Raw genomic sequence first — 23,912 nt, 5'->3', positions numbered from 1 at the left:
CTCGCGAAAATATCACTATTTTTAGAAGTACCCTGAATTGGAAGCCCATCAACGTATGTTAACCACCGGAATCAGGTTGTTGTTTTGGGTTTGTTTTTGGGCGTAGTGCATCAGCACCAGGTAGCTGGCCACCATAAACAGGGCCGCGCCGCCGCTCCATATCAACGAGCTGGTGGGGTGGGCGCTGAAAGTGCCCAACTGGTAACAGAGCACCGCTGCGGTGTAGGCAATGGCGGTGTTCCAGATGGCGGAGAACCCGGCCCAGAAGCCGCCGGCCTCTTTGTAAATAGCGCCCAGAGTGGCTACACAGGGCATATACAGCAGTACAAACAGAATATAGGCGAACGCCCCAATACGGCCATCGAATAACTGATTCATCAGAGCCAGGGTGCCCAGTTCCACCTCCTGTTCAGCGGCCGCTGTTGCCTGGTCGCTCATGTCATCCACCTGAATGCCCAGCGGATCGCCAAAGGCGCCGCCCAACTCTGACAGATTGGCGGGAATGGTGGCCACGGCTTCGCCCAGCTTCTCGCCAAAAGTGCCGGCATCATCTTCACTGTTGTCTGCGCCCGCCATGCTGGTGTACAGGGAATCCAGGGTGCCGACCACCACTTCTTTGGCAAAAATACCGCTGAAAATACCCACGGTGGCGGGCCAGTTGTCTTCTTTCACGCCCATGGGGGCGAACGCCGGAGTGATTTTCATGCCGATGGCAGAGAGTACGGATTTTTCCGAATCCTGGTTGCCAAAGCTGCCGTCGGTGCCGATGGAATTGAGGAAGTTAAGTACAATCACCACCGCGACAATGGCCTTGCCCGCCCGCAATACAAACCCCTTGAGGCGGTGCCAGGTGCTTGTCAGCAAGCCGCGCAACGTGGGAACGTGGTAGTTGGGTAACTCCATAATAAATGGCGTCATATCCCGGCTCATCAACCGCTTGCGCACCAGAAATCCGGTGAGCACTGCCAACACCAAACCGATCAGATACAGCGCGAAAACAATATTCTGCCCCTGAACCGGGAAAAACGCGGCGGCAAACAGCACGTACACTGTAAGCCGCGCCCCGCAGGACATAAATGGCGCCATTAACGCGGTGAGCAGGCGGTCCTGCTGGGAGTCCAGAGTGCGGGCGGACATCACCGATGGCACGTTGCAGCCAAAACCCACCACCAGGGGAACAAAAGACTTACCCGGCAGGCCGATAGAGCGCATCATGCGGTCGAGGATAAAGGCGGCCCGGGCCATGTAGCCGCTGCTTTCCAGAAACGACTGGAACAGGAACAGGGTGCCAATCACCGGCACAAAACTCATCACCAGTTGCACGCCACCGCCGGCACCGTCGGCCACCAGAGCCACCATAAACTCGGGCAGGTGCAAAAAAGTGAGCAGCTGTCGCGGCAAGTCCACGAATATGGCGCCGGCGGCGATGTCAAAAAAGTCGATAAACGCGCTGCCCAGGTGAATGGTGAACAGGAACATCAGGTACATCACCGCGAGGAAAATCGGAAATGCCAGTACCCGATTGAGCAGAACTTTATCCAGGCGGTCGCTGAAGGTGAGTTTGGTGCCATCGTCCCGGTGTTGTGCGCCTTCCACCTGTTCGCCAATCCACTGATAGCGCGCCTGAATCAACAGGTCGGCGGCGCTGGTGCCGTGCTGTTGTTCAAGGCGGTTGATTTCTTTTTCTACCGCTGTGGCAAGGTCTTCGGACAGTGCGGCGGTTGCCTGGGCGTCCCGTTCCAACAGTGCGTTAATGTGCAGTCGATTGCTGTTGTGCTGGCGCTGTTCAAGCAATTGCCCGATGGCGGCAATGGTGACTTCCAGGCCGGTTTCCAGGGTGATGTGGCTGTCATTGGAATGCGCGTTTTCTTCCTGCTCCACAGTACGCAGCTTATTGATGATTACATCCACAAGGGTGCCAATGCCTTCCTGCTTGCTGGCAACAATGGGTACCACTGGAACACCCAGCTTTTCTGCCAGAGCGTAAGGGTCGATATGCACCCCTTGCTGGTCTGCCACGTCGATCATGTTCAGGGCAATTACGCAGGGAACATTGGCGTCGCGCAATTGCGTATGCAGATAAAGGCCCCGCTCCAGGCTGGAGGCATCGATAATGTTCACCAACAAATCGGCGCTGCTGTCGAGCACATATTGCTGGGCAATTTGTTGGTCAATGGAGTCGCTGTCGTGAGTGACGTGCAGGGAATAGGTGCCGGGCAGGTCTACTACCTCAAAACTGGTATCGCCGTGGTCAAAACTGCCGGACTTTTGTTCAACGGTTACCCCGGGCCAGTTGCCCACTTTTTGGTGGGTGCCGGTCAGGGCGTTGAAAAGAGTGGTTTTGCCGCAGTTGGGGTTGCCAACCAGGGCCAGGGTAAAAGCGCGTTTCATGGATTTTATCGGTTGCAAATAGGTGAAGGTTAGAGTTTTTCTACCTGGATACTGCCCGCTTCAGCGCGGCGCAAGCTCAGGCGAAAGCCCCGGACTTGAATATCCATGGGGTCCCCCAGTGGGGCTACCTGTTCTATGGAGAAGGGCGTGCCCGGAGTCAGCCCCAGGCTCATCAAGCGATTTCGGTAGTCGGCATCAATGCCGTTGTAGTGGCGAATGATGGCGCGCTCGCCAATGGCCAGGTCCGCCAGAAAATGCAAAGGTTTGTTCATGTTGATCCGTTGTGAGTGCAATACATCAAGGCCCGCAGTATAGCGGCTGTGTCGATGCCCGCCGATAGCGTTTGATTGATCTCGGTCAGTTCTTTTTTGTTGCGACTATGAATTAATGGCGATTCTATATCAATCGAGAATTATTTTCATTTTATAGTTGATAATAATTATCATTAAGGTATATTTGCGGTCATATTAAAAACAGGGCCCAACGCCCACTACTTATCAAGGAGTTGTACTGAAGATGTTCAAGAAAAGCCTGGTTGCAGTCACCATTGCTGCCTTATCCGCCACCGCTGTTGCTGAAAACGATAAATCCCTGCCTCCCCTGGAAGAAATGTGGAAGATCATTCAGCAGCAAAATGCCGAAATCAACGCATTGAAGAAAAAGCTCAACGAAACCGACCAGCAGCTTCAGGAGACGGAAGTGAAAGTGGTTGCCACTGCCGAAGCGGTAGAGCAGGTGGTGGTAGCGCCGGTATCCAGAGCGGCGAGCTGGGCCGAAAAAACCCGCATTGGCGCCTATGGTGAGGTGCTGTACAACAACGGTACCCAGCGTTCCGACAATGCATCTCCCAGCAACCCCAACAAAGAAATTGATGTGCAGCGCTTTGTGACTTATCTGGGCCACGAATTTACTGAAGACGTGCGCTTTTTCTCCGAACTGGAAGTGGAGCACACCAATACAGCCGGTGCTGGTGAAGTGGAGCTGGAACAGGCATACATTGAATGGGACTACGCCGACAAGCACAGCGTGCTGGCGGGTTTGCATCTGGTGCCCGTGGGTATTCTTAACGAAACCCACGAACCGGAGACTTTCTACGGGGTAGAGCGCAACCGTATCGAGTCCCGCATTATCCCAACCACCTACCGGGTAAATGGCGTTAAATTCAAAGGTGAGCTGTCTCCCGGCTGGAGCTACGATTTTGCTGTTCACGAAGGCCTGCAACTGGCCAGCAACTTCAGTGTTCGCAGCAGTCGTCAGGGTGGTTCCCGTGCCAACGCCGAGGAGCTGGCAAGTACCGGTCGCATCAAATTTACCGGTATTCAGGGCCTGGAGCTGGGCCTGGCGCTGCACTATCAAAGTGATCTGATTCAGGACAACATCGGCAACTCCCGTCTGGGTCGCCCGGCATTTTCCGGGCCGAGCATTTCCGGTTTGCTGACAGAGACGCACGCTATCTACCAGAATGGCCCCTTTGGTCTGCGTGCCCTGTACGCCCAGTGGGATATTGATGATGAAATTGAAGCACTGGGTGGAGTCGGTCGCGACGAGCAGGAGGGCTGGTATATTGAACCTTCCTACAAACTCACTGAAAACTTTGGTTTGTTCACGCGCTATGAATCGGTGGACGAAACCGCAGGCGATAACGACAACACCAGTGAAGAGCGCCGCATTCTTGTCGGGGCGAATTACTGGCTGACCGACAGAGTGGTGTTGAAAGGCGATATCCAGTTTGAAAATGACCGGGATAACGGCGATGACCTGGACGGCTTTAACCTGGGTATTGGTTGGTCGTTTGACTGATTGTTAACATCCCCTTGTAGTCTTTCAATTTAATATTGTCGAATGTACTGGTGAAGTGCCCGTAGGCCTTTTCAGACCGTTGGCCGCAAGGATAGCGGCCACCGAGCGTACAAGGATGTATTCACAGCGTGTCTGAAAAGGCCTGTGGGCACTGTACCCGGCAAAATTATAACTTGCAGCACTACTAGGGGCGCATGCGCCCCTTTTGGCATTTTTAAGAATTGCTTATGAAATTGATTGCCCTGGTAATACTGTCGCTTTTGCCGTGCCTGGGTGCGGCCAAGGGCATCAGTGCCAGTGAATTTGTGTCTGATGTTTTCAGCGAAACAGAGCCCACGGCCGGAATGCTGTGGCTCAATGGCGAGCAGCGCCGTGCGGTGGAGTCTGTGCTGGGGCATCGCTTTGCCGGTTTGCGGGTGCGCTATTGGCAAAGTGGCCAGCGCACCGCCTGGGTGCTGGATGAAATAGGCAAGGAGCGGCCGATTACCATTGGTGTAGTGGTTTGTGAAGATGCGATTGAAGCGGTAAAGATTCTAGAGTTTCGCGAAAGCCGGGGCTGGGAAGTGCGCTACCCGTTTTTTACCGATCAGTTTGTTGGCGTTCGGTTAAGCCACAAAAAACGTCACCGCCTGGATTCCTCAATAGATGGCATCACCGGTGCAACCTTGTCCGTTCGGGCGGTAAAAAAAGTCGCTACCCTGGCGCTGTTTTTTCACAGTCAATTAGGTAAAAAACATCTGGCTAACGAGTAAAGGGTATCGTTGCTGCCTGGTTAAACTTCTAAACCTATTGCGAGGAGTCCGCAGGACGACGCGACAATCTCCATTCAATAGCTCCGCTACAAAGCATCCTCATCACCTTGATCCCCTGCGCCAAGTATGCGGTTTGCCCGCAGTTTGATCACTTTCATTTCATCCAGCAGTACGGTTTCAAAACGGTAGTTGCCCACCATAAAACAGACGTTACCATCGGGAATGTTTTCCAGCTGCTCAATGGCCAATCCGTTGAGGGTTTTGGGGCCGTCGGTGGGCAATTCCCAGTCCGTTGCCTTGTTGATATCGCGAATGGTGGCGGTGGCGTCGATGATAAAAGTGCCGTCTTTCTGCGGCACAATATCCTGGCTGGCTTCTTCTGCCTGATTGGTGGTGAACTCGCCGACAATTTCTTCCAGAATATCTTCCAGAGTCACCAGCCCTTGCACTTCACCGTATTCGTCTACTACCAGTGCAGTGCGGTGTTTGGTGCGGCGGAAGTTCATCAACTGAGTGTGCAACGGCGTATTTTCCGGCACAAAGTAGGGCTCGGTGGCAAAACGCTTGATGGCCTCTTTGCTCATTTCCCCGGCGTTGCCCCGCAGCAGGCGGCTGGCGCTGCGAATGTGGAGCAGCCCGGACACTTCGTTAATGTTGTCTTCGTACACCGGCAACCGGGTGTATTCACTGGTGACAATGCGGTCGGTGATGGTGTCCAGGTCGTCTTCCAGGTCAATGCCGTAAATTTCGTTACGGGGCACCATGATATCGTCCACGGTAACGTCTTCCAGCTCCAGAATATTGAGCAGCATGCCCTGGTTGTCGTCGGAAATATTGGAGCCGGACTCGTCCACCACCGTGCGCAGCTCGTCTTTGCTCAGGGCGTCGTCACTGGCTTTGTTCGGGTCAACACCGAACAGCCGCACCAGGCCGTTGGACAGGTAGTTCACCAACCACACAAACGGGTACAGCAAAGTGAGCATGGGTTTGAGCAAGACACTGAACGGGAAGGCGACTTTTTCCGGGTGCAGGGCGGCAATGGTCTTGGGGGTTACCTCGGAAAAAATCAGTACCAGAAAAGTCAGGCCAACGGTTGAGATAATCAGCCCCGCATCCCCCCACAGTCGGGTGGCGATAATGGTGGCGATGGAGGCGGCAAAAATATTGACGGCGTTGTTGCCAATCAAAATCACCCCGATCAAACGATCCGGGCGCTCCAGCAACTGGCTGACCCGGCGCGCGCCACGGTGTTTTTTTTGCAGGTGTTTCAGGCGATAGCGGTTAATCGCCATCATGCCGGTTTCAGAGCTGGAGAAGAATGCGGAACAGAGCAGCAGGAAGGCCAACAGGCTACACAATAGCCACAGGGGGGTCGCGTCCAAAGTAAGGATGAACCTTTGTTTGTTATGGGGTAGCTATGTTGAGGCAACCCTGTGGGCAGGTCAACCATATCCTGACCACACATCCTGAAACCGCCCCAGGGTAATCGTGCTTAGCTGCGTTCGTAATGGCGGGAAATACCTCTCGTCATTGCCAGGCCGAAGGCCGCGGCAATCTTGGCTGTGTGGCAGAGGGGTTGGGACAAACGATATTAATCCAGCACCAGCCTGTGTGTGCACTTTACTTCTTCCATCACCGCGTAGGTGTGGGTTTGCGCAACGCCCTCGATGGTGGCGAGTTTTTCGCCGAGGAATTTGCGGTAGCTGTGCATGTCTTTGGTGCGTATCTTGATCAGGTAGTCAAAGCCGCCACCAACCATGGCGCATTCAATCACTTCATCCAGTTCGCCCATGGCGCGGTTGAACAGCTCCAGATCGGCGGCGGTGGTGTTGGTGAGGGCGACTTCGATGTAGGCCACCATGCCTGCGTCCAGCAGTTCGGGGTTGAGGCGCGCAACGTATTCCAGAATGTAGTTGTTTTGTTCAAGCCGCCGAACCCGCTCCAGGCAGGGTGAGGGACTGAGGTTGACCCGTTTGGCCAGTTCGTTGTTGGCAATTCTGCCTTCCCGTTGCAGGATATCGAGAATTTTCCGGTCGATCCTGTCTAGTGTTTGTGATTTGTTATTCATAAATGATTGCGTAACCAGTCATATCTCAAAAGCATAGCAAAAGCCCCGGTTGATCACTACGTGGTCAGCACACCCTGCTGTGGGTACGTCGATTCGCCCTATTTTGTGCCGTCAAACCCGTAAATTTCGCCAGCATCTGCTGTTGATTTTTCTCTATTCTGCACCATTGCTGTCCCATAAACTTTGAGCCTTTATCCCTGAATCACAGGAAAAATAAGGCCGTCAAAGAGTTTAGGTCTGCAGCAGACATGAATTGGGTATTGTTTGATGTGACCTCGAGCCCCCATGGATGGGTCTACGGCGTGTCACAGCAAGCAATACCCAATTCATGTTGTTCGAGTTCGCGGGACAGTAATGATTCTGCACTGAAATAAAAATCAGCCATATCTAAACGGATAACCGTAAATATGACCACACCCATTAACGAACACCAGTTGCGCCATGTGTTGAGTGAAGAACTGCATGCGCGCAACTACCCGGTGCTGACCGGCCCTTTCCGGGCCTACCATATGCTGATGTTGGTAACGGAGGCGGAACGGGAGCAGGAATATCGGCATGTTGCTGAACTGTGCAGGCTGCACCGGCAGACCCCGCCGGGCAGAGACGAGAAACATTTTTCCCTGCAGCTGGAAGATGCGGTGCTGCGCTGGGAGCGGCATACGGAATTTTCCACCTATACCCTTTACGTGTCCGGGCCATTTGGCGATCCTTTTTTAGATATACCGCCCAGCCAACTGCCGTCGGATTGGGCCGGGAAATTGCCGGGCCTGCTGTTGCGCAGCATGAAGCTGGCGGTGCTGGAAAAAGGCGAAGCCCTCGATGAACAGAGCCTGCAGGCCTATTTCGACCTGGACCACTGCGCCTGCAGCGAATTGCTGGATGGCGCGGCTCGGGTGTGGACCAACTTCCGCATTCACGAAGACGGTTGCGGTCACCTGCTGGTGGAGGACTGCAGCCTGGACCGCAGCAGCACCGGGTTACTGGCCCAGCAGCTTCTGGAAATGGGCAACTACCGCAAGCTCGCTCTGTTGGGTTTGCCCCTGGCCCAGTCCACCGCGCCGAAACTGAACCGCTTGGACGAAGGGCTCACGGAAATCATGGCAGCCCTGAAGCGGGGCGACAAAGATGAAGAACAACTGCTGGACCGGTTGTCGGACATGTCCTTTGAAATGGAACACATTTCTTCCCAAATCAACTACCGCCTGGGTGCCACAGACGCCTATTACCACCTGGCCATGGATCGCCTGCAACAGTTGCGGGAGCAGCGCCATGGCAACCGCATGACCCTGGAAGACATCACCGGCCGACGGGTGACACCGGCCTTTCGCACCTGTGAGGCAGTGCGCCTGCGGCATCAGGACCTGTCTGCACGCCTGACCCGGGTGTACGACCTGCTGCGCACCCGCATTAACGTCAATATGGAACGCCAGTCCCGGGACCTGCTGGAGTCCATGGACAAGCGAGTCAGCCTGCAACTGAAATTACAGCAGGTGGTGGAAGGGTTGTCGGTGGTTGTTATCAGCTATTACTTTCTGTCTTTGCTGTTCGACGAAATGGATGCATTACACAGTGCCGGCCTGATCGGAAACCCTACCGGTATCCGCGCGGCCTCTATTCCACTGGTGATGCTGCTGGTGTGGTGGGTGCGGCGGCGGATGCAGAAAAAGGCCGGTGTTGGGTAAGGTAGTGGGTAGTTTGCCAAATCAAAATATTTGATACATATAATATCTTTTGATTTAATCAAAACCGATAGCGCTACCTAACATCGCCCTGTCATCGCGAGCGAAGCGCGGCGATCTCATTCAGAAATGGCAGAGGGGTCGGGTAGTGAGGTGGTAGTTGGATGGAGATCGCCACGTCGCTCCGCTCCTCGCGATGACAGCTAATGCTTCCGAGTTGGTAGAGGAACCGGGGGCGCAACTTCACATTGTTTCTATAACATCGGGGTGTGTATGAAATACCTGTTTCTTGTTTCAATATTGCTGCTTCAGGCCTGTAGCGAGCAGCAGCCACCTTCCTCATCCGGGGAGGGCGGTGCCAATCAACAATTTGAAACCATTATGGCGGATCACTGGCAACAGGGGTTGCGCCGCAGCCCGGTATTTGCCACCAGTCTCGGAGTGCGGGATTACGATAATCAACTGGGCGACCAGTCCCTTGCGGCCCAGGCTCGCAATGTCGAGCAGGACAAGGATTTTCTGCGACAACTCGCGGAGGTGGATGTGGCGGCGCTCAGTGCCGACAATCAACTCAATCACAGCCTGCTGGTTATGCAGATTGAGGAAAACATAGCAGCCGCTGCCTTCGGTGATAAATACCTTCTCGTCAGCAGTCGTGCCGGGCCACACCTGACGCTGGCCACACTGCCGGACCAATTGCCTTATTTTAACGAAGCGGATTACCGCAGTTATCTGGCCCGGTTGCGGGGCATTCCGGACTATATGCGCCAGTCAACAGAGGCGATGAGCACTGGCATGGAACTGGGCTGGGTGCAGCCCTGCGCCCCCATGCGCGGTTACGAAAAATCCATTCAGACCCATCTGGTAGACGATGTGGAGCAGAGCGTCTTTATGAAGCCGTTTGCCTCCCGGCCCGCGGCAATCGACGCGGCCAGCTTTGAGCAAATGACCGCAGAAGCCAGGGCTGTTATTCGCGAGCAGGTGCTGCCAGCTTTTGCTGACTTTTATCGTTTTTATGTGGATCAGTACGCTCCAGCCTGTCGCCAAACCCTGGGGGCAAATGCCCTGCCTGACGGCGATGCCTACTACGCTCACCTGGCGGGCTACCACACCACCACCGACCTGACCCCGGACGAAATCCATCAGATCGGCCTCGACGAAGTTGCCCGTATTCGCGCAGAGATGGAAGTTGTCATTCGTGAAGCAGACTTCTCCGGCAGCTTTGATGAATGGCTGGCCCACCTCAGAAACAACCCGGATTTCTACCCCAAGACTCCCCAGGAGCGCATGCAGGCCGCAGCGGTGATCAGCAAAAAAATGGATGGTGAGCTGCCCCGCTTGTTTGGCCGCTTGCCGCGCATGTCTTACGGGCTTAAAGAAATACCGGCGGATATTGCCGAAAAAACTTCAACCGCCTATTACCAGCCTTCGGCGGGGGATGGCAGCCGCGCCGGATTTTACTACCTCAACACTTCGGCGCTGGACACACGGCCACTGCATGAGCTGGAGGCACTGACCCTGCACGAAGCCGTGCCCGGACACCACTTTCAGATTGCCCTGGCGCAAGAGCTGGATCTGCCGCCGTTTCGTCGCCATGCGGATCACACGGCCTATATTGAAGGTTGGGGCCTGTACTCCGAGCGCCTGGGTCTGGAAGTGGGTTTTTACCAGACCCCCTACACCAACTTTGGCCGCCTGAGCTACGAAATGTGGCGCGCCTGCCGCCTGGTAGTAGACACCGGCCTGCACAGCAAAGGCTGGACCCGCCAGCAGGCCATCGACTACATGGCCAGCAACACCGGCCTTTCCCTCAATAACATCACCACCGAAGTGGACCGCTATATTTCCTGGCCTGGTCAGGCACTGGCCTACAAAATCGGTGAGCTGAAAATCCGCGAACTGCGAGCACGGGCAGAGGCGGCTCTGGGCAGCGCCTTTGATATTCGCGCCTTCCACGACAAGCTGCTGGAAAACGGCGCGTTGCCGCTGGCGGTGCTGGACGATGTGATTAACGCCTGGCTGGAACAGCAGCTTGCCGTGGGGCGGTGAGTATTGTCTGACTTAAATGTCGTCGCGAGCGCAGCGCGGCGATCCAGCGGCTTAGTTTGTAAATCAGAGCCTTAAAATACACTGGATTGCCGCGCTGCGCTCGCAATGACGGCTGGATGGTTTTCCGGCTAACTAAATGTTATATGCAATTAATAATAAGTCGCATAAAAAATATATTTGACATCAAATTTTTTGATGTGGCAAAATTTCTTCACCCAGACTTCAGGTCATGGGTACTGTGCCCCAGATTTCAGGTTTGAGCGGTTCCCTGGTAACAGCGAAAGCCAGGAGCGGGGAGGGGGTGCAGCAACAATGAGGGCAAAAACACAACTGTGGTGATTTGCCCTCCACGAACAGATAAACGAGAGGGTGTAACGTAGTCATGAAAATTCAAGAATTTCACACAGGCAGCACATTGTTTAAAAAGCGCCGGTTGCCCATTTGTACGCTGGGCTTTATTGCCGGTGCGTCCATGCTTCCCGCTGTCAGCTCCGCTCAGGATGCGGAAAATGAGCCGGAGAAAAAGGTGGTTGCCCACGAAGAAATTGTGGTCACCGCCAACAAGCGTGAAGAACTTCTTCAGGACGTGCCCATTGCGGTATCGGCTTTTTCGGAGTTGCAGCTGGAACAATCCGATATTTCCGACCTGCTGGATGTGCTGAATCACACCCCCAGTGTGGAGGCTACCCCCAGTCAGGAAGGTGGTGGTACTTTTTCTATTCGTGGAGTGAGCACCGGCATCGGTGGCCCAGGTGTGGATTCCAACGTAGCCCTGTACTGGAACGGCGCCTATATCGCCCGTGACTTTGTCGCCTTCCAGGACTTTATTGATATAGAACGTGTGGAAATTCTGCGCGGCCCCCAGGGTACTCTTTATGGCCGCAACGCCACCGGTGGTGCCATTAACGTGATTCTAAAGAAGCCGGAAAGGGAGTTTGGCGGTTCCTTCCGTGTGAATGTCGGCGAGTTTGACCGTCGCGGTTTTTCCGTTGCCATCACCGGGCCATTGACCGACACCATCAGTGGCCGGCTTTCCGTGTCCCGCCAGGTGGAAGACAGCTATTCCATCAACTTGCTGAATAATGAGCGCCTGAGACAGGTGGACTCCGAAGCCATTGCGGGCTCACTGTTGTTCGAACCCAATGACAACTTCTCTGTGCTGTGGCGCGGTGACTGGGAAGAAGACGACGGTGCTGGTGTGTTTTCCCAAAACTTGATAAGCACTGGAGTAGAAACTGATCCCTTAAGTAATTTTGGCGCGATTATTTCCGATAATCCCTATGAATTTCGCAGTGACTTCCCCGCCAATGAAGGTTTTCTGAAAAACTGGGGCAGCAGCGTGGAAGTGGTATGGGACGTTAATGAATACCAGGTGAAGTCCATTACCGCTTACCGGGAAATTTCCAATCGCATTATTTTTGATTCCGATGGTTCCGAACTGCCACTGACCTTCTTTGAAAATACCGACCGCTCCAAGTCTTATAGCCAGGAGTTTCAGCTGTCTTCCCCCATCGGAGAAAAATCAGACTGGATTCTGGGTGCCTTCTATTTTGCGGAAGATGCTTCGGACGATTCGTCCAATGGTGGTCCCTTCTTCCAGCCTGGTCTGTTTACGGCATTGAATAATCCAGTAGATAACACTTTCTTTTCTGTGGAATTCCCGTTCAGTAACCGCTCGGACTTTTTTACGGAAAACGAAACCGAAGCCTATGCCCTGTTTGGTGAATACCGCTACCGGTTTAACGACAACTGGCGCATAAACCTGGGCGCCCGTTACAGCTCTGAGGAGAAAACCTTTATCAGTACGGTTCGCCGCCAGTTCTCTCCTATTGAGGGGGAGAACCTGGCTATACAGGGGCAAACTGTTGAGGACGTCTGTCAGGGTTTGATTGATAATGGCGCGTTTTCTTTCTTTAACCCCACCGGTGACTTGCTGGAGGAATGTGCTGGTCCCGCTTCCATCTTTGGTCCGGGTCAGAACTTGAGGGGGTTTGTGGATTTCTTTGATCAATTTGATGTGAGCGCTACCCGCCCACTGGAAACCGCCCAGTTCAATGCTTTTACCCCCAGAGCCATTGTTGAATACACCCCCACCAGCGATATTTTGGTTTATGGCTCCATCGCCAAGGGGTTCAAAAGCGGTGGCTTTAACTCCTTTGATATTGATGTGGTGATTTCCGATTCCAATGGAGATGGTATCGTAGATGCTTCGGATGTTGGTTTGACGCCTTTCCAACCACCGTTTGATGAGGAAGATTTGCTGTCCTACGAACTGGGTATCAAGTCTACGTTGAACAATGGTAGTACCGTTAACCTGACCGCCTTTTTCTACGATTATTCGGATATACAACTCCAGGTAACTGATGCGGTTGAAAGACGCACTTTTGTGACGTCCGATACGGAAGCGGAAATCTACGGCTTGGAAGTGGATAGCCGTTTCCTGTTTGGCGATAGTACCGTTCTTGACTATGCAGCCGCCTGGATTGAGTCGGAATATACGGATTTTGGTACTCCTATTGCCGACTCAGTAACCGGTGAATTGGAAGACTTTACCGGCTTTGAAATTCCCGGCAATGCCAAATACAAACATACTCTGGGACTGCAAAGTACATTTAACCTCGGCAACAACGGCAGCAGTGGTCAATTGACCTTGCGGGGTGAATGGCAGCACCGGGGCGACAGTGTGTTTGGCCTGACAACTCAGCCGGAAGAAATTACCGGTGGCGATTACAACCTGTTCAATATCAATACCACCTACGTGTTCCCCGGCGACAAATACAGTCTGTCTCTGTTTGCCAGAAACGTCACCAACGAACTGTTTGAATTTTCCCGCTTCAGCAGCCAGTTGGTGGGTACCCAGCGCTTCCTGGGTTGGCCGCGAACCTTTGGTGTGACCTTTAGCGGTAACTTTTAATCACTATTTGACATATCCCGATGTACCAGGGGCGGATCAGGCAATCTGATCCGCCCCATTTTTTTGTGCCGGCCCTTGTCATCGCGCTGCGCTCGCAATGACATTACGCCGCTTCGCGACTTATCTACCTACAGGTTTTTTGTGAGCCAGTCATGGCACTGCTGCAACCCGTAGGGTGGATTAGCCGCAGGCGTAATCCACCAGCCACAAGCGCGTTATTTATCCTGCTGTTGCAAATCCTCAACCGGCAACAACACCGCTCGCTTGATTAACAACTGCTCGGAGGGGAAATTTTCAAAACCCTGGCCTTCGCGCTTTTCGGTTTTCAGGGCGTTGATTTTGTCCAGGGTGTCAAAGCCGTCGATCACTTCACCAAACACCGCAAAACCCCAGTGGCTAGACGCCGGGTTCAGTTCCAGGTTGTCTTTCATATTGATAAAAAAATCCGCTTTCGCGGTGTGGGGCCGCCACATGGCCATGGCCAGGCTGTATTTTGTGTTGCTCAGGCCATTGCCGGATTCGGTGGGGATGGGGGGGAAGGTGTCAATTTCGCTCAGGTCCAGATTGAAGGCGCCGGACTGGATTACATAGTCTTTGACGATGCGCTGAATCCAGATATTGTCAAAGCGTCCGCTGACCACATAGCGAAGAAAATTGTCTGCGGTGATGGGAGCGCGGTCCCGTCGCAGGCGCAGCAGTACGTTGCCAAAACTGGTTTCCAGTCGCACTTGAGGGTGCGGGTTGCCGGGTTGGATGGGGTCGCCCAGCGGCTGTATTCCCACCTGGTCAATGGTTTCTGAGGAATTGGGTATGGGCGTCTGCTGAATGTCCAAGCCGGTTTTCGATCTGTTGTCGGCAACAGAGACGTTGGCCAGCAGCGCGCCGCTGAGGAGTGCCAGGGCAGAAAAAGTGGAAGGCTTCATTGGGGTAATCCTTGGATTATTTTGAGGGTTCGGTGTTGTTTGTTTCCAGATGCATCCAGCGCACCAGGCGGTCGGACAGCAGCCACAGCACAATGGCAAACACCACATTGGTGATGACGATACCGGTAAACACAGTGAGTGCCCCCGCGCTTTCCGACAGGGCGCCCACATAACCCGCTACCAGATTGCCGGCAAAGTTGGTCAGGAACCAGACCCCCATCATCACGCTGGACAGGCGCAGCGGCGACAACCGGGTGACCATGGACAGGCCAACGGGGGAAATGCAGAGTTCCGCTACCGAGAGAAACAAAAAGGCAATCACCAGCCAGATCATGGCGGCCTGATCACCGGCCTGCACCTGCCAGGCGGCGACCATCATGGCCATAAAGCCGACGGCGGTGAAAAACAGGCCGATCACCATTTTCATCAGCGTGGAAGGGGCGGCGGCTCCCATGCGGGTCCACAGCAGGGAGATCACCGGCGCCAGCAGAATCACGTACAGGGGTGGCAGTGACTGCAACCAGCCCGCCGGCACTTCAAAATCAAACACAAAGCGGTCGGTGTGTTCCAGGGCGAAAATGTTCATCAGCCCACCGCCCTGTTCGTAAGAGGCCCAGAACACCACCACAAAGGCGAAGATCATAAAAATCACCCGCAGGCGTTCACGTTCTTCTTTGGTGAGGGGTTCTTTTACGCCGCCGCTGGAGCGCAGGGAACGTTTCGCCGCCGGTTCCACTCCCACATCCCCCAACAGCTTTTTACCCAGAAGCGCCTGAATAATCACCGATACGGTCATGCCCACACCGGCGGCCAGATAGCCGTACTTCCAGCCCCAGGCGGGGTTTTCCGCCAGCGTCGAGCACACCAGTGGCGCAATAAAAGCACCCAGGTTGATGCCCATGTAAAACAGGGTGAAGGCACTGTCCCGGCGCGGATCATCGGCGCTGTACAGCTCGCCCACCATGGTGGAAATATTGGGCTTGAAAAAGCCGTTGCCAATAATCAGCAACACCAGCCCGGTGTAGAACAGGGTAACATTGCCGGGTATGGAAGCCGCCAGCACAAACTGCCCGGAGGCCATGGCCACACCACCGACAATCACCGAGCGGCGCTGGCCCCAGAAGTGATCGGATACCCAGGCGCCGATAATAGGGGTGAAGTACACAAACCCGGTGTACCAGCCGTAGAGCTTCAGGGCTTCGGCAGAGGTCCAGCCAAAGCCCGGATTGTTGCTCTCGGTGCTGGCGATCAACGTCAACACGAGCACCGCGCGCATGCCGTAAAAACTGAAACGTTCCCACATTTCTGTGGCGAACAGCAGGTACAGCCCGCGAGGGTGACCAGCGGGGGTGGAGTATGGGGTATTCACTGAACAAGGCTCCTGGGTGATGGTGACAAGACCCTGTTTGCCAGAAAGTCTTGGAAGTGTGGATAAACAATTAAATTTACAAAAATTTTAAGTTTAGTCATAATTGTTTTGATACTTAATAACAGTAGCGTTCGGGATAGCCACCCGATTGTCATTGCGAGCGAAGCGTGGCAATCCAGTGTCTTTTAAGCCACCGATTGACAGAAAGCCTCTGGATCGCCACGCTTCGCTCGCGATGACGATGTTTTTAAGCCTCGCTGCCACCGATTTGGCTGAGGCTTTTATGCAGAAAGCCTTTGAAGAAGTGCTTTCAATTTAAACCTTCACAACAACACGGAAGCTCAGTGGTGAAAACTGATTTCAATAAAAAAAACGCCAAGTTCGGTAAAAAAACACCCCATTTAAATCCGGGGGTTGCCATTGGTGCGCAGATCAAAAGCCGCCGCAAAGAACTCGGCCTGACCCTGCAGGCGCTGGCAGAGGCCTCCGGTCTGTCTGCGCCTTTTTTGTCTCAAGCTGAGCGCGGCTTGACTACGCCTTCCATGGTTTCTCTGCTGGGGCTGGCAAAAGCCCTGGATGTTCCCTTTACCTACTTTGTTGAAGTGCCCCACGACCAGCAAATCGTACATCGGGCGAAACAGCCGGTAGCCATCGATATGGATTCTCCGGTCAGTTACACCCAGCTGGGTGCCGGTATGCGCGACCAGCAACTGGATGCCATCCTGATGGAAATTCCACCGGGCCACGAATTTCCCGTTGACCAGCGCGAAGGCGAAGACTTCCTCTACCTGATCAGCGGCGAGTTGTACTGCGAGGTAGGGGAGACCAAAACCTTGCTCAAAGCCGGAGATTCCATGCACTTCAAATCCCGTATTCCCCATACCGCCATCAACAAAAGCAAGCGCAAAGCCCGCTTGTTGTATGTGGGTACCCCCAGCTTTATGTGACCCTGCTGGTCTTGCATTCGTCTCACGCTATCAATAAATTTATTTCTATCAAAATTTTTGATACTAGTAAATAGAATATTAGTAAATAGTGGTATTGCGAGATCGTCTGCCAACTCCTGTCATTGCGAGAAGCTCCGTCATCGCGAGCGCAGCGCGGCGATCTCCATCCAATAACCCCCGCATTGCCAGATACCTCTGCCACTCTGATCGAGATTGCCGCGTCGCTTCGCTCCTCGCAATGACGGAGAAGTCCTGTCATCGCGAGCGCAGCGCGGCGATCTCCATCCAATAACCCCCGCATTGCCAGATACCTCTGCCATTCTGATCGAGATTGCCGCACCCCTGCGGGGCTCGCATTGACGAGGTAGGCGTCAAATATTCTACACATCAAAAAATTTGATTAAATCAAATAAAGTTGATTTAATGCATTGACGCATCGTTAGCCTTCAAAAAACCTGCCAAGGGTCGTGTCAATGAAAACTCCAACGAGCTCTGTTTCGGGTGCGGCCCGATTGCATCGCCGTTTTACCTGTGGCCTGGCCATTGTGCTGTCTGCTCTCTGGCTTGCCGGTTGTGAACGGTCTGTGCAAAACCAAAAAAAGGCGGCTGATACTGAACAGGGCTTTGAGCACTATTTTGTCGATGACAAAACCCTGCGCTTTGACTATCTCCACACCGGTGACCGCGATACGGAATCCGTGGCTGAAGACAGCCTGTATTGGCAGCCGGGCTGGGCCGGGCTGAAAGAAAACCTGGTGGACCCTTTTACACATGCCTCCTACCGCCTGACCATGCGCGACAAAGCCACGGGGCGGGCCATTTACGGCAAGAGCTTTTTTGCCGACCTGCGTGAGTACAAAATTTCATTGACTGCGGAAAACAATGCGCTCAAGAGCTATCACCAGACACTACTGATGCCGTTCCCCAAGCAGGCGGTGACCGTTGAAATCGACTTTGTCGACGCACACCGGGAAAACCACCGGATATTTACCGGGGATTTTTCAGCACAGCGCCTGCAAGCCGTTAAACAGCGCCAGGTGGAGCCATCGGTGATTGTTCCGGTGGGTGATATTGGCGACAGGGCCAAACGGGTTGACCTGGTGATTCTGGCAGAGGGTTATCGCGCAGAAGAACAGGACAAATTCCGCACTGACCTTGCTCGTATGGTGGCGGATTTCTTTACCGAAGAACCGTACTCCCGTTACCGGGATGCCTTTAATGTTACCGGTATTTTCAAGGCCTCTGCGGACAGTGGCCTGGACGACCCCAGCGAAGGGGACTTCCGCGATACGGTGCTGGGTGCCTCCCTGGATATGCTGGGGTTGCCGCGATTGCTGGGCTCGGAAGACAACCGCAGTATCCGTGACATGGCGGGGGCGGTGCCCTACGACTATGCGGTGGTACTGGTTAATTCCGATGTCTGGGCCGGTTCCGGCGGCTACAACAACATGGGTTTTGCCACCTCGGATCACCCCAATGGCCACGCTCTTTTTGTGCACGAATTTGCCCACCTGTTTGCCGGGCTTGCGGACGAATACTACGTGTCAGGGGTGCCTTACAATGATTACTACCCGGAAGGCACCGAACCGCCGGAGCCCAATATCACCGCCAATGCGGATGCAGCAACTATCAAGTGGCAGCACTTCCTGTCAGAAGGTATTCCGGTGCCAACCCCCTGGGACCAAAAAAAGTACGAAAGCATCACCCACGACCGGGAAGCGCTGAACCACTTTTTTGCCAGCCATGAAATGGCCGACAAAGTAGGCGCGTTTGCCGGGGCCGGGTACACCGATACCCTGTTCAGGCCCGCCGCCGACTGCATTATGTTCCGTGCCGAAGCACCCAGATTTTGCCCTGTCTGCAGCCACACGCTGGAGGCATTTATTCTCTACCACAGCGGACAGTCCCATGAAAATCACTAACGCTTTTGTCGCAGCTCTCATTGTTGCATTGCTGCCTGCTTGTGCGGCAAACAAAGAGGTGGCTACTGTTGAACAAAGTGCCCCTGCAAACATTGATTACCGGTCTGAACTTGTTATCGAAGGGGATGAGGATTTTACTCAAAAAACCCGCGCCGCCCTGGAGCTGCTGCACACCACCGACCCTGAGTTGACGAACTTTATCGCCCGTTACGTAAAGCGCATCAAGCAGTCGCAGCGAAGCGGCATGGCGGCCTATGAAACACCGCCGACTTTTTACGTGGGGGCGGCTACCGCCAATGCATCGCGCACCTGGTACGCCTCTACTATTGTTCACGACAGTTACCACTCCTACCTGTATTTCGAGGCGCTGGCCAAATCCAAAGATGGCGAGGTGGAACAGGACCAATGGGCCGGGTTTGAAGCCGAACGCCAGTGCAACGCCTTCCAGTTGAAAGCCATGAAAGCATTCAATGCCCCCGAACATGAAATCCAACACCTGTTGAGTCAGGACGGCACCCACGGCGATATCAACGGCGATGGCGTACTGGACGGCGACGACTACAGAGCCAGGGACTGGTAACCATGACTGCGGCCACGAAACCGATACTTGTTGAGAGCGTGAACATGAATTGTCAAATTGATTGTGCGGGTAGTTATGGCGAGCACCTGCAGGGCAAACTGCAACGGCTCAGGCAGGCCCTGCAAACCTGCCAGGCCCAGCGGATTATTATCGCCTCAGGGCAGGTGCTGTTGCGTTTTCAGGACGATCTCGGCTACCCCTTCAGGGCCAATCCGTATTTTCTGGAGCACGTGCCCCTGAACCGACAGGGTTGTTATCTGGTGGTCGACAGAGACACACCACAGGCAACGCTCTATTTTGCCGACCTGGAAGACTACTGGCACAGCGATCCTGAGCCTGTCAGCGAGGAGCTGCACCGCTTGCTGGATGTGGTGGGTTACACAGAACCCCAAAAAGTGGCTCAGCAGATTGCCGGAGAGGGCACAACACTGGTCATCGACAGCGCGGCGACCCCGCAGTGGCCGGATAATGTGGCAGTAAACCCCGAGCAGCTGCTCAACTACCTGGATTATTATCGAGCGGAAAAAAGCCCCTGGGAAACCCACTGCATTCGCCAGGCCAACCGACTTGCGGTCAAAGGCCACCTGCGGGCCGAGCAGCTGTTTCGCGCCGGCGCATCGGAATACGACATACACATGGGGTATTTGCGGGCCATTGGTTTTCGCGAATGCGAGCTGCCCTACGACAATATTATTGGCCTCAACCGGCACGCTGCGGTGTTGCACCATCAAATTCTGGACACGGTGGCACCAACTGAAAACCTGTCACTGCTGATTGATGCGGGGGCGGCCTGCAAAGGCTATGCCTCGGATATCACCCGCACCTATGCCAACGGCCCCGGCGACTTTGCCGACCTGCTGGAAGCGGTTGACCGCATGCAGCAGCAAATTGTCGCAGAGCTGGCCCCCGGCGTGCCCTACACCGAGTTTCATATCGGGGCCATGGAGAAAATGGCCGATGTTTTGCGTCAGGCGAATCTTGTCAACGCCTCCACAGAACAGATGATGGAGCAGGGCCTGGTGCGCGCCTTTTTTCCCCACGGCCTGGGGCACCTGCTGGGCGCCTACGTGCACGATCGCGGCGGCATGCTGGCCAACCCCCAGGGCGATATTATTGAACCGCCGGAAGCTCACCCTTACCTGCGTTCCACCCGAACCCTGGAGTACAACCAGGTAGTGACCGTGGAGCCGGGCCTGTATTTTATCGAGCCTTTGTTGAGGCCCCTGCGGGAAGGGCCGCAGGCCGATCTGGTCAATTGGAAGCTGGTTGAGCAACTGAGCCCCTACGGTGGCATTCGCGTTGAAGACAATGTGGTGCTGACCGATCAAGGTCTGGAAAACATGACCCGCGATGCCTTTGCAGATCAGTGCACGGGGGGTGCCGGGAACACCGCCACATGATGACCTCTGGTGCCTTGCGACAGCCAGCGGCAACCGCGGTGGCGGTGGCCATTATTGTGCTGCTGGGGTTGTACAGCCTGAGCAAATTGCCCATACAACTGTTCCCGGATATTGAACGGCCGCAAATCAGCATAGAAGCCAGCTGGCGGGCCGCTTCCCCCAAAGAGGTGGAAGCGGAAATTGTCGAGCCCATCGAAGCGGTGCTGCAGGGGTTGCCAGGGGTGGAAGAAATGTCCGCCTCCGCCAGTGCCGGGTCTGCGGATATCAGCCTGAGCTTTGGCCTGGAAACCGATATGCAGAAAACCCTGGTGGATGTGATCGGCCGCATGAACCGGCTGGATCCTCTGCCCAGGGACGCCTCGCAACCCACGGTCAGGCTGAGCGGTTCTGGCAGTGGCGGCTCGGCACTGATCTGGTACTTTTTGCAGGTGCTGCCGGGCAACGACCGCCCGGTAGACAGTTATCACGCCCTGGTGGAAGACGTCATCAGCCCGGCGCTGGAAGCCATACCCGGTGTGGCCCGGGCTCGCCCGGAGGGTGCCGGAACCAACCGCGAACAGGAGTTGCAGATACTGTTCGACCCCTACCGCGCCGCCCAGCTCGGCATACAGATTCCCGCCATCAGCAACGCTCTGGGGCGGGCGGATGACGTTTCCGGTGGCTTTATCGATGTTGGCCGGCGTCAGTACACCCTGCGCTTTGCCGGGCGCTATACCCCGGAGCAACTGGGGGCGCTGGTGCTGGAATGGCGCGATGGGCGACCCATCACCCTGGGGGATGTGGCGGACATCAAGGTAGACCGGCGCGAGCGCACCAGTCTGGCCCGTCAGAATGGCAACGCGGCGCTGGGTATTCGCATCGACCGGGAAAGCGGCGCCAACGACCTGGAAACCCTGAACCGGGTGAAAGTGGTGATCGACGAATTGCAAGCCGGGCCGCTGAAAGAACACCAGGTGGCACTGCAACAATCCTTCGACGCCTCGGTGTTTATTTATCGCGCCATTGGCCTGGTGACCGGAAACCTGCTGATCGGTGTATTGCTGGCGGTGGGGATTCTGTGGTGGTTTCTGCGCCGACTGCGCGCCACCCTGATCGTTGCCCTGGCCATTCCGGTATCACTGCTGAGCACTTTTATTGTCCTTAAACTCACCGGCCGCACCCTGAATGTGATCTCCCTGGCGGGGCTGGCCTTTGCCGTTGGCATGGTGCTGGATGCGGCCATTGTGGTGCTGGAAAACGTGGTGCGGCTGCGGGAGAAAGGGCTGAGTGGCTTTGACGCTGCGCTCAAGGGGGCGTCTCAGGTGTGGGGCGCGCTGGTGGCATCCACCATCACCACCGTGGCGATTTTTGTGCCGGTGGTGTTCCTCAAAAATGTGGAGGGGCAGCTGTTCAGCGACCTGGCCATGACCATCGCCATTGCCGTGTCTATCTCGCTGCTGGTGGCCATGACCATTGTGCCGCTGGCGGCGCGCAAATGGCTGGCCAATGCCTCTTTGGAGGACACCCACACCGGGCTTTGGGACAGCATCACCCAGTGGGTGATGCACCTCACCAGTACCGCGCGGCGGCGCTATCAATTGGTGGCCGGACTGATTCTGGTGCCACTGGTGGCTAGCTGGTTCCTGTTGCCGGAGCTGGATTATCTGCCGCCGGTAAAACGCGATGCGGTGGATACCCAGTTCCAGATGCCCCCGGCCACCAATATCGAAACCATTGACAAAGATATTGTCCAGGTCATTGAAAAGCGGGTGGCGCCCTACATGTCTGGCGACAAGCAACCGGCCCTGAAAAATTACTTTATTCTGGTGTGGTCCGGCGGTGGCATGATGGGCGCGCGGGCGGTGGACCAATCCCGGGTCAAGGAGCTGGAACGGGTAGTCAATGAGGAATTCACCGCCGGGCTGCCGGACCTCAAGGCCTACAGCGCCCAGGGCAACTTGTTCGGTGGCTTTGGCGGCAGCCGTTCCATTCCCCTGCATTTGCAATCCAGCGATAGCCGGGCGCTGGCGGAGCTGGCCGGCAAAGCGATGGACTGGATTAAAGACGCCATGCCCGATGCCCAGGTCAGGCCACAGCCTGGCCTGCAACAGTCGGAGCCGGAGTTGCGCATGATTCCGGACGACCGCGCCCTGCAGGAGCAGGGCATGGCCAGGGCCGATATGGGAGCCATTGTGCGGGCGCTGGGCAGTGGCACTTATGTGGGCGAGTATTTTGATGGCAGCAAACGCATGGATATTATTCTGCGCGCCAAAAAGTGGCAGGCGCCGGAAGAGCTGACCTCCGTACCCCTGGCAACACCGGCGGGGTCGGTAGTGCCCCTGAGTCGCTTCGTCAGCCTGGAGCGCACCGTGGGGCCGGACCAGATTCGCCGCATCGACCGCAAGCGCACCATGACCTTGAGCGTGCGACCACCGGAAGATATGTCGCTGGAAAAAGCCGTGCGCATTTTGCGGCAGCAGGTGGAGCCGAAAATCAAAGCCGCCATGCCCGCCGATGGCAGTTTGTTGTACGGCGGCAGTGCCGATAATCTGAACAAGGCACTGGTGACCATGACGGAAAATTTCCTGGTGGCTCTGGTGGTATTGTTCCTGCTGATGAGCGCGCTGTTCCGCTCTACCAAAGACAGCCTGCTGGTGGTGCTGTCCATGCCTCTGGCCATGGTGGGCGGCATTGTTGCCATCCGGGTACTGAACCTGGTGACGCATCAGCCCATGGATCTGCTGACCATGATCGGCTTTGTGATTCTGCTGGGGCTGGTGGTCAATAACGCCATTTTGCTGGTACACCAAACCCGCACAGCCGAAGGCGAGGGGCTGGGCCGTCATCAGGCGGTGGAGCAGGCATTGCGCCTGCGCCTGCGGCCCATCTTTATGAGTACCCTGACCAGTATTTTTGGCATGTTGCCGCTGTTGCTGGTGCCCGGGGAGGGCAGTGTGATTTACCGTGGTCTGGCGGCGGTGATCGTTGGTGGCATGTGTGTCAGTACCCTGTTTACCCTGGTTCTGCTGCCCTGCTTCCTGCGCATGGGCAAGGCTCGACCCGGCCAGCCAGATGCAAGAGACAAAACCGACACCGAACGACCCCGGCTGGAATCCGTAGCCTGAATTCAAAGAGATCT

General features: G+C 55.3%; 16 protein-coding genes. 10 read left to right on the top strand and 6 right to left on the bottom strand.

Translation table 11 applies throughout. The features are described 5' to 3' along the window. Positions 1-48: 48 nt before the first annotated feature. Complete coding sequence (gene feoB, locus ACVBEJ_RS02105; RefSeq protein ID WP_447127941.1) at positions 49-2,391, bottom strand: Fe(2+) transporter permease subunit FeoB; 2,343 nt, start codon at positions 2,389-2,391, stop codon at positions 49-51. A gap of 29 nt (positions 2,392-2,420) precedes the next feature. Beyond that, positions 2,421-2,663, bottom strand: coding sequence for a FeoA family protein (locus ACVBEJ_RS02100; protein ID WP_447127940.1), 243 nt, complete (start codon positions 2,661-2,663; stop codon positions 2,421-2,423). 244 nt (positions 2,664-2,907) lie between these two features. Between ACVBEJ_RS02100 and ACVBEJ_RS02095 the strand changes: the two genes are divergently transcribed. Next, positions 2,908-4,191, top strand: coding sequence for a porin (locus tag ACVBEJ_RS02095; RefSeq protein ID WP_447127939.1), 1,284 nt, complete (start codon positions 2,908-2,910; stop codon positions 4,189-4,191). A gap of 227 nt (positions 4,192-4,418) precedes the next feature. Further along, positions 4,419-4,943, top strand: coding sequence for an FMN-binding protein (locus ACVBEJ_RS02090; RefSeq protein WP_447127938.1), 525 nt, complete (start codon positions 4,419-4,421; stop codon positions 4,941-4,943). Between the two features lie 86 nt (positions 4,944-5,029). Here ACVBEJ_RS02090 and ACVBEJ_RS02085 read toward each other — a convergent pair whose 3' ends face one another. Then, the gene (locus tag ACVBEJ_RS02085) at positions 5,030-6,325 is read right to left on the bottom strand and encodes an HlyC/CorC family transporter (protein ID WP_447127937.1); all 1,296 of its coding nucleotides are present in this window, start codon (positions 6,323-6,325) and stop codon (positions 5,030-5,032) included. Between the two features lie 209 nt (positions 6,326-6,534). Further along, complete coding sequence (locus ACVBEJ_RS02080) at positions 6,535-7,011, bottom strand: Lrp/AsnC ligand binding domain-containing protein (RefSeq protein ID WP_447127936.1); 477 nt, start codon at positions 7,009-7,011, stop codon at positions 6,535-6,537. 407 nt (positions 7,012-7,418) lie between these two features. Between ACVBEJ_RS02080 and ACVBEJ_RS02075 the strand changes: the two genes are divergently transcribed. The 3 genes from ACVBEJ_RS02075 to ACVBEJ_RS02065 all read left to right on the top strand — a co-directional run bounded on the left by ACVBEJ_RS02075 (position 7,419) and on the right by ACVBEJ_RS02065 (position 13,653). Then, positions 7,419-8,693 (top strand): DUF3422 family protein, encoded by a 1,275-nt coding sequence (locus tag ACVBEJ_RS02075; protein ID WP_447127935.1) that lies wholly within the window; start codon positions 7,419-7,421, stop codon positions 8,691-8,693. 270 nt (positions 8,694-8,963) lie between these two features. After that, on the top strand, positions 8,964-10,739 hold the full coding sequence (locus ACVBEJ_RS02070; protein ID WP_447127934.1) for a DUF885 domain-containing protein: 1,776 nt from the start codon (positions 8,964-8,966) through the stop codon (positions 10,737-10,739). Positions 10,740-11,121: 382 nt separating this feature from the next. Next, a complete protein-coding gene (locus ACVBEJ_RS02065; protein ID WP_447127933.1) occupies positions 11,122-13,653 on the top strand; it encodes a TonB-dependent receptor in 2,532 nt (843 codons plus the stop codon). Positions 13,654-13,868: 215 nt separating this feature from the next. Here the strand turns inward: ACVBEJ_RS02065 and ACVBEJ_RS02060 are convergent, their stop codons facing one another. Beyond that, positions 13,869-14,576 carry a peptidylprolyl isomerase gene (locus ACVBEJ_RS02060; protein WP_447127932.1) on the bottom strand — a complete coding sequence of 236 codons (708 nt, stop codon included), beginning with the start codon at positions 14,574-14,576 and terminating at the stop codon, positions 13,869-13,871. A 16-nt stretch (positions 14,577-14,592) separates the two neighbouring features. Beyond that, on the bottom strand, positions 14,593-15,945 hold the full coding sequence (locus tag ACVBEJ_RS02055; protein WP_447127931.1) for a peptide MFS transporter: 1,353 nt from the start codon (positions 15,943-15,945) through the stop codon (positions 14,593-14,595). Between the two features lie 347 nt (positions 15,946-16,292). Here ACVBEJ_RS02055 and ACVBEJ_RS02050 point away from each other — a divergent pair, with 347 nt between their 5' ends. From ACVBEJ_RS02050 to ACVBEJ_RS02030, 5 genes are all read left to right on the top strand, one after another. Continuing rightward, the gene (locus ACVBEJ_RS02050) at positions 16,293-16,892 is read left to right on the top strand and encodes a helix-turn-helix domain-containing protein (RefSeq protein ID WP_447127930.1); all 600 of its coding nucleotides are present in this window, start codon (positions 16,293-16,295) and stop codon (positions 16,890-16,892) included. A 473-nt stretch (positions 16,893-17,365) separates the two neighbouring features. Further along, entirely contained in the window at positions 17,366-18,814 is a 1,449-nt protein-coding gene (locus tag ACVBEJ_RS02045) for a M64 family metallopeptidase (protein ID WP_447127929.1), read from the top strand. Then, positions 18,801-19,394 carry a hypothetical protein gene (locus tag ACVBEJ_RS02040; protein WP_447127928.1) on the top strand — a complete coding sequence of 198 codons (594 nt, stop codon included), beginning with the start codon at positions 18,801-18,803 and terminating at the stop codon, positions 19,392-19,394. Before ACVBEJ_RS02045 ends, ACVBEJ_RS02040 begins: the two co-directional genes overlap by 14 nt. A 44-nt stretch (positions 19,395-19,438) precedes the next feature. After that, positions 19,439-20,794, top strand: coding sequence for a Xaa-Pro dipeptidase (gene pepQ, locus ACVBEJ_RS02035; RefSeq protein WP_447127927.1), 1,356 nt, complete (start codon positions 19,439-19,441; stop codon positions 20,792-20,794). After that, positions 20,791-23,898, top strand: coding sequence for an efflux RND transporter permease subunit (locus ACVBEJ_RS02030; protein WP_447127926.1), 3,108 nt, complete (start codon positions 20,791-20,793; stop codon positions 23,896-23,898). Before pepQ ends, ACVBEJ_RS02030 begins: the two co-directional genes overlap by 4 nt. Positions 23,899-23,912: the final 14 nt, after the last annotated feature.

This window comes from Porticoccus sp. GXU_MW_L64, assembly GCF_052983295.1.
This window is presented reverse-complemented; position numbering and strand designations above follow the sequence as displayed.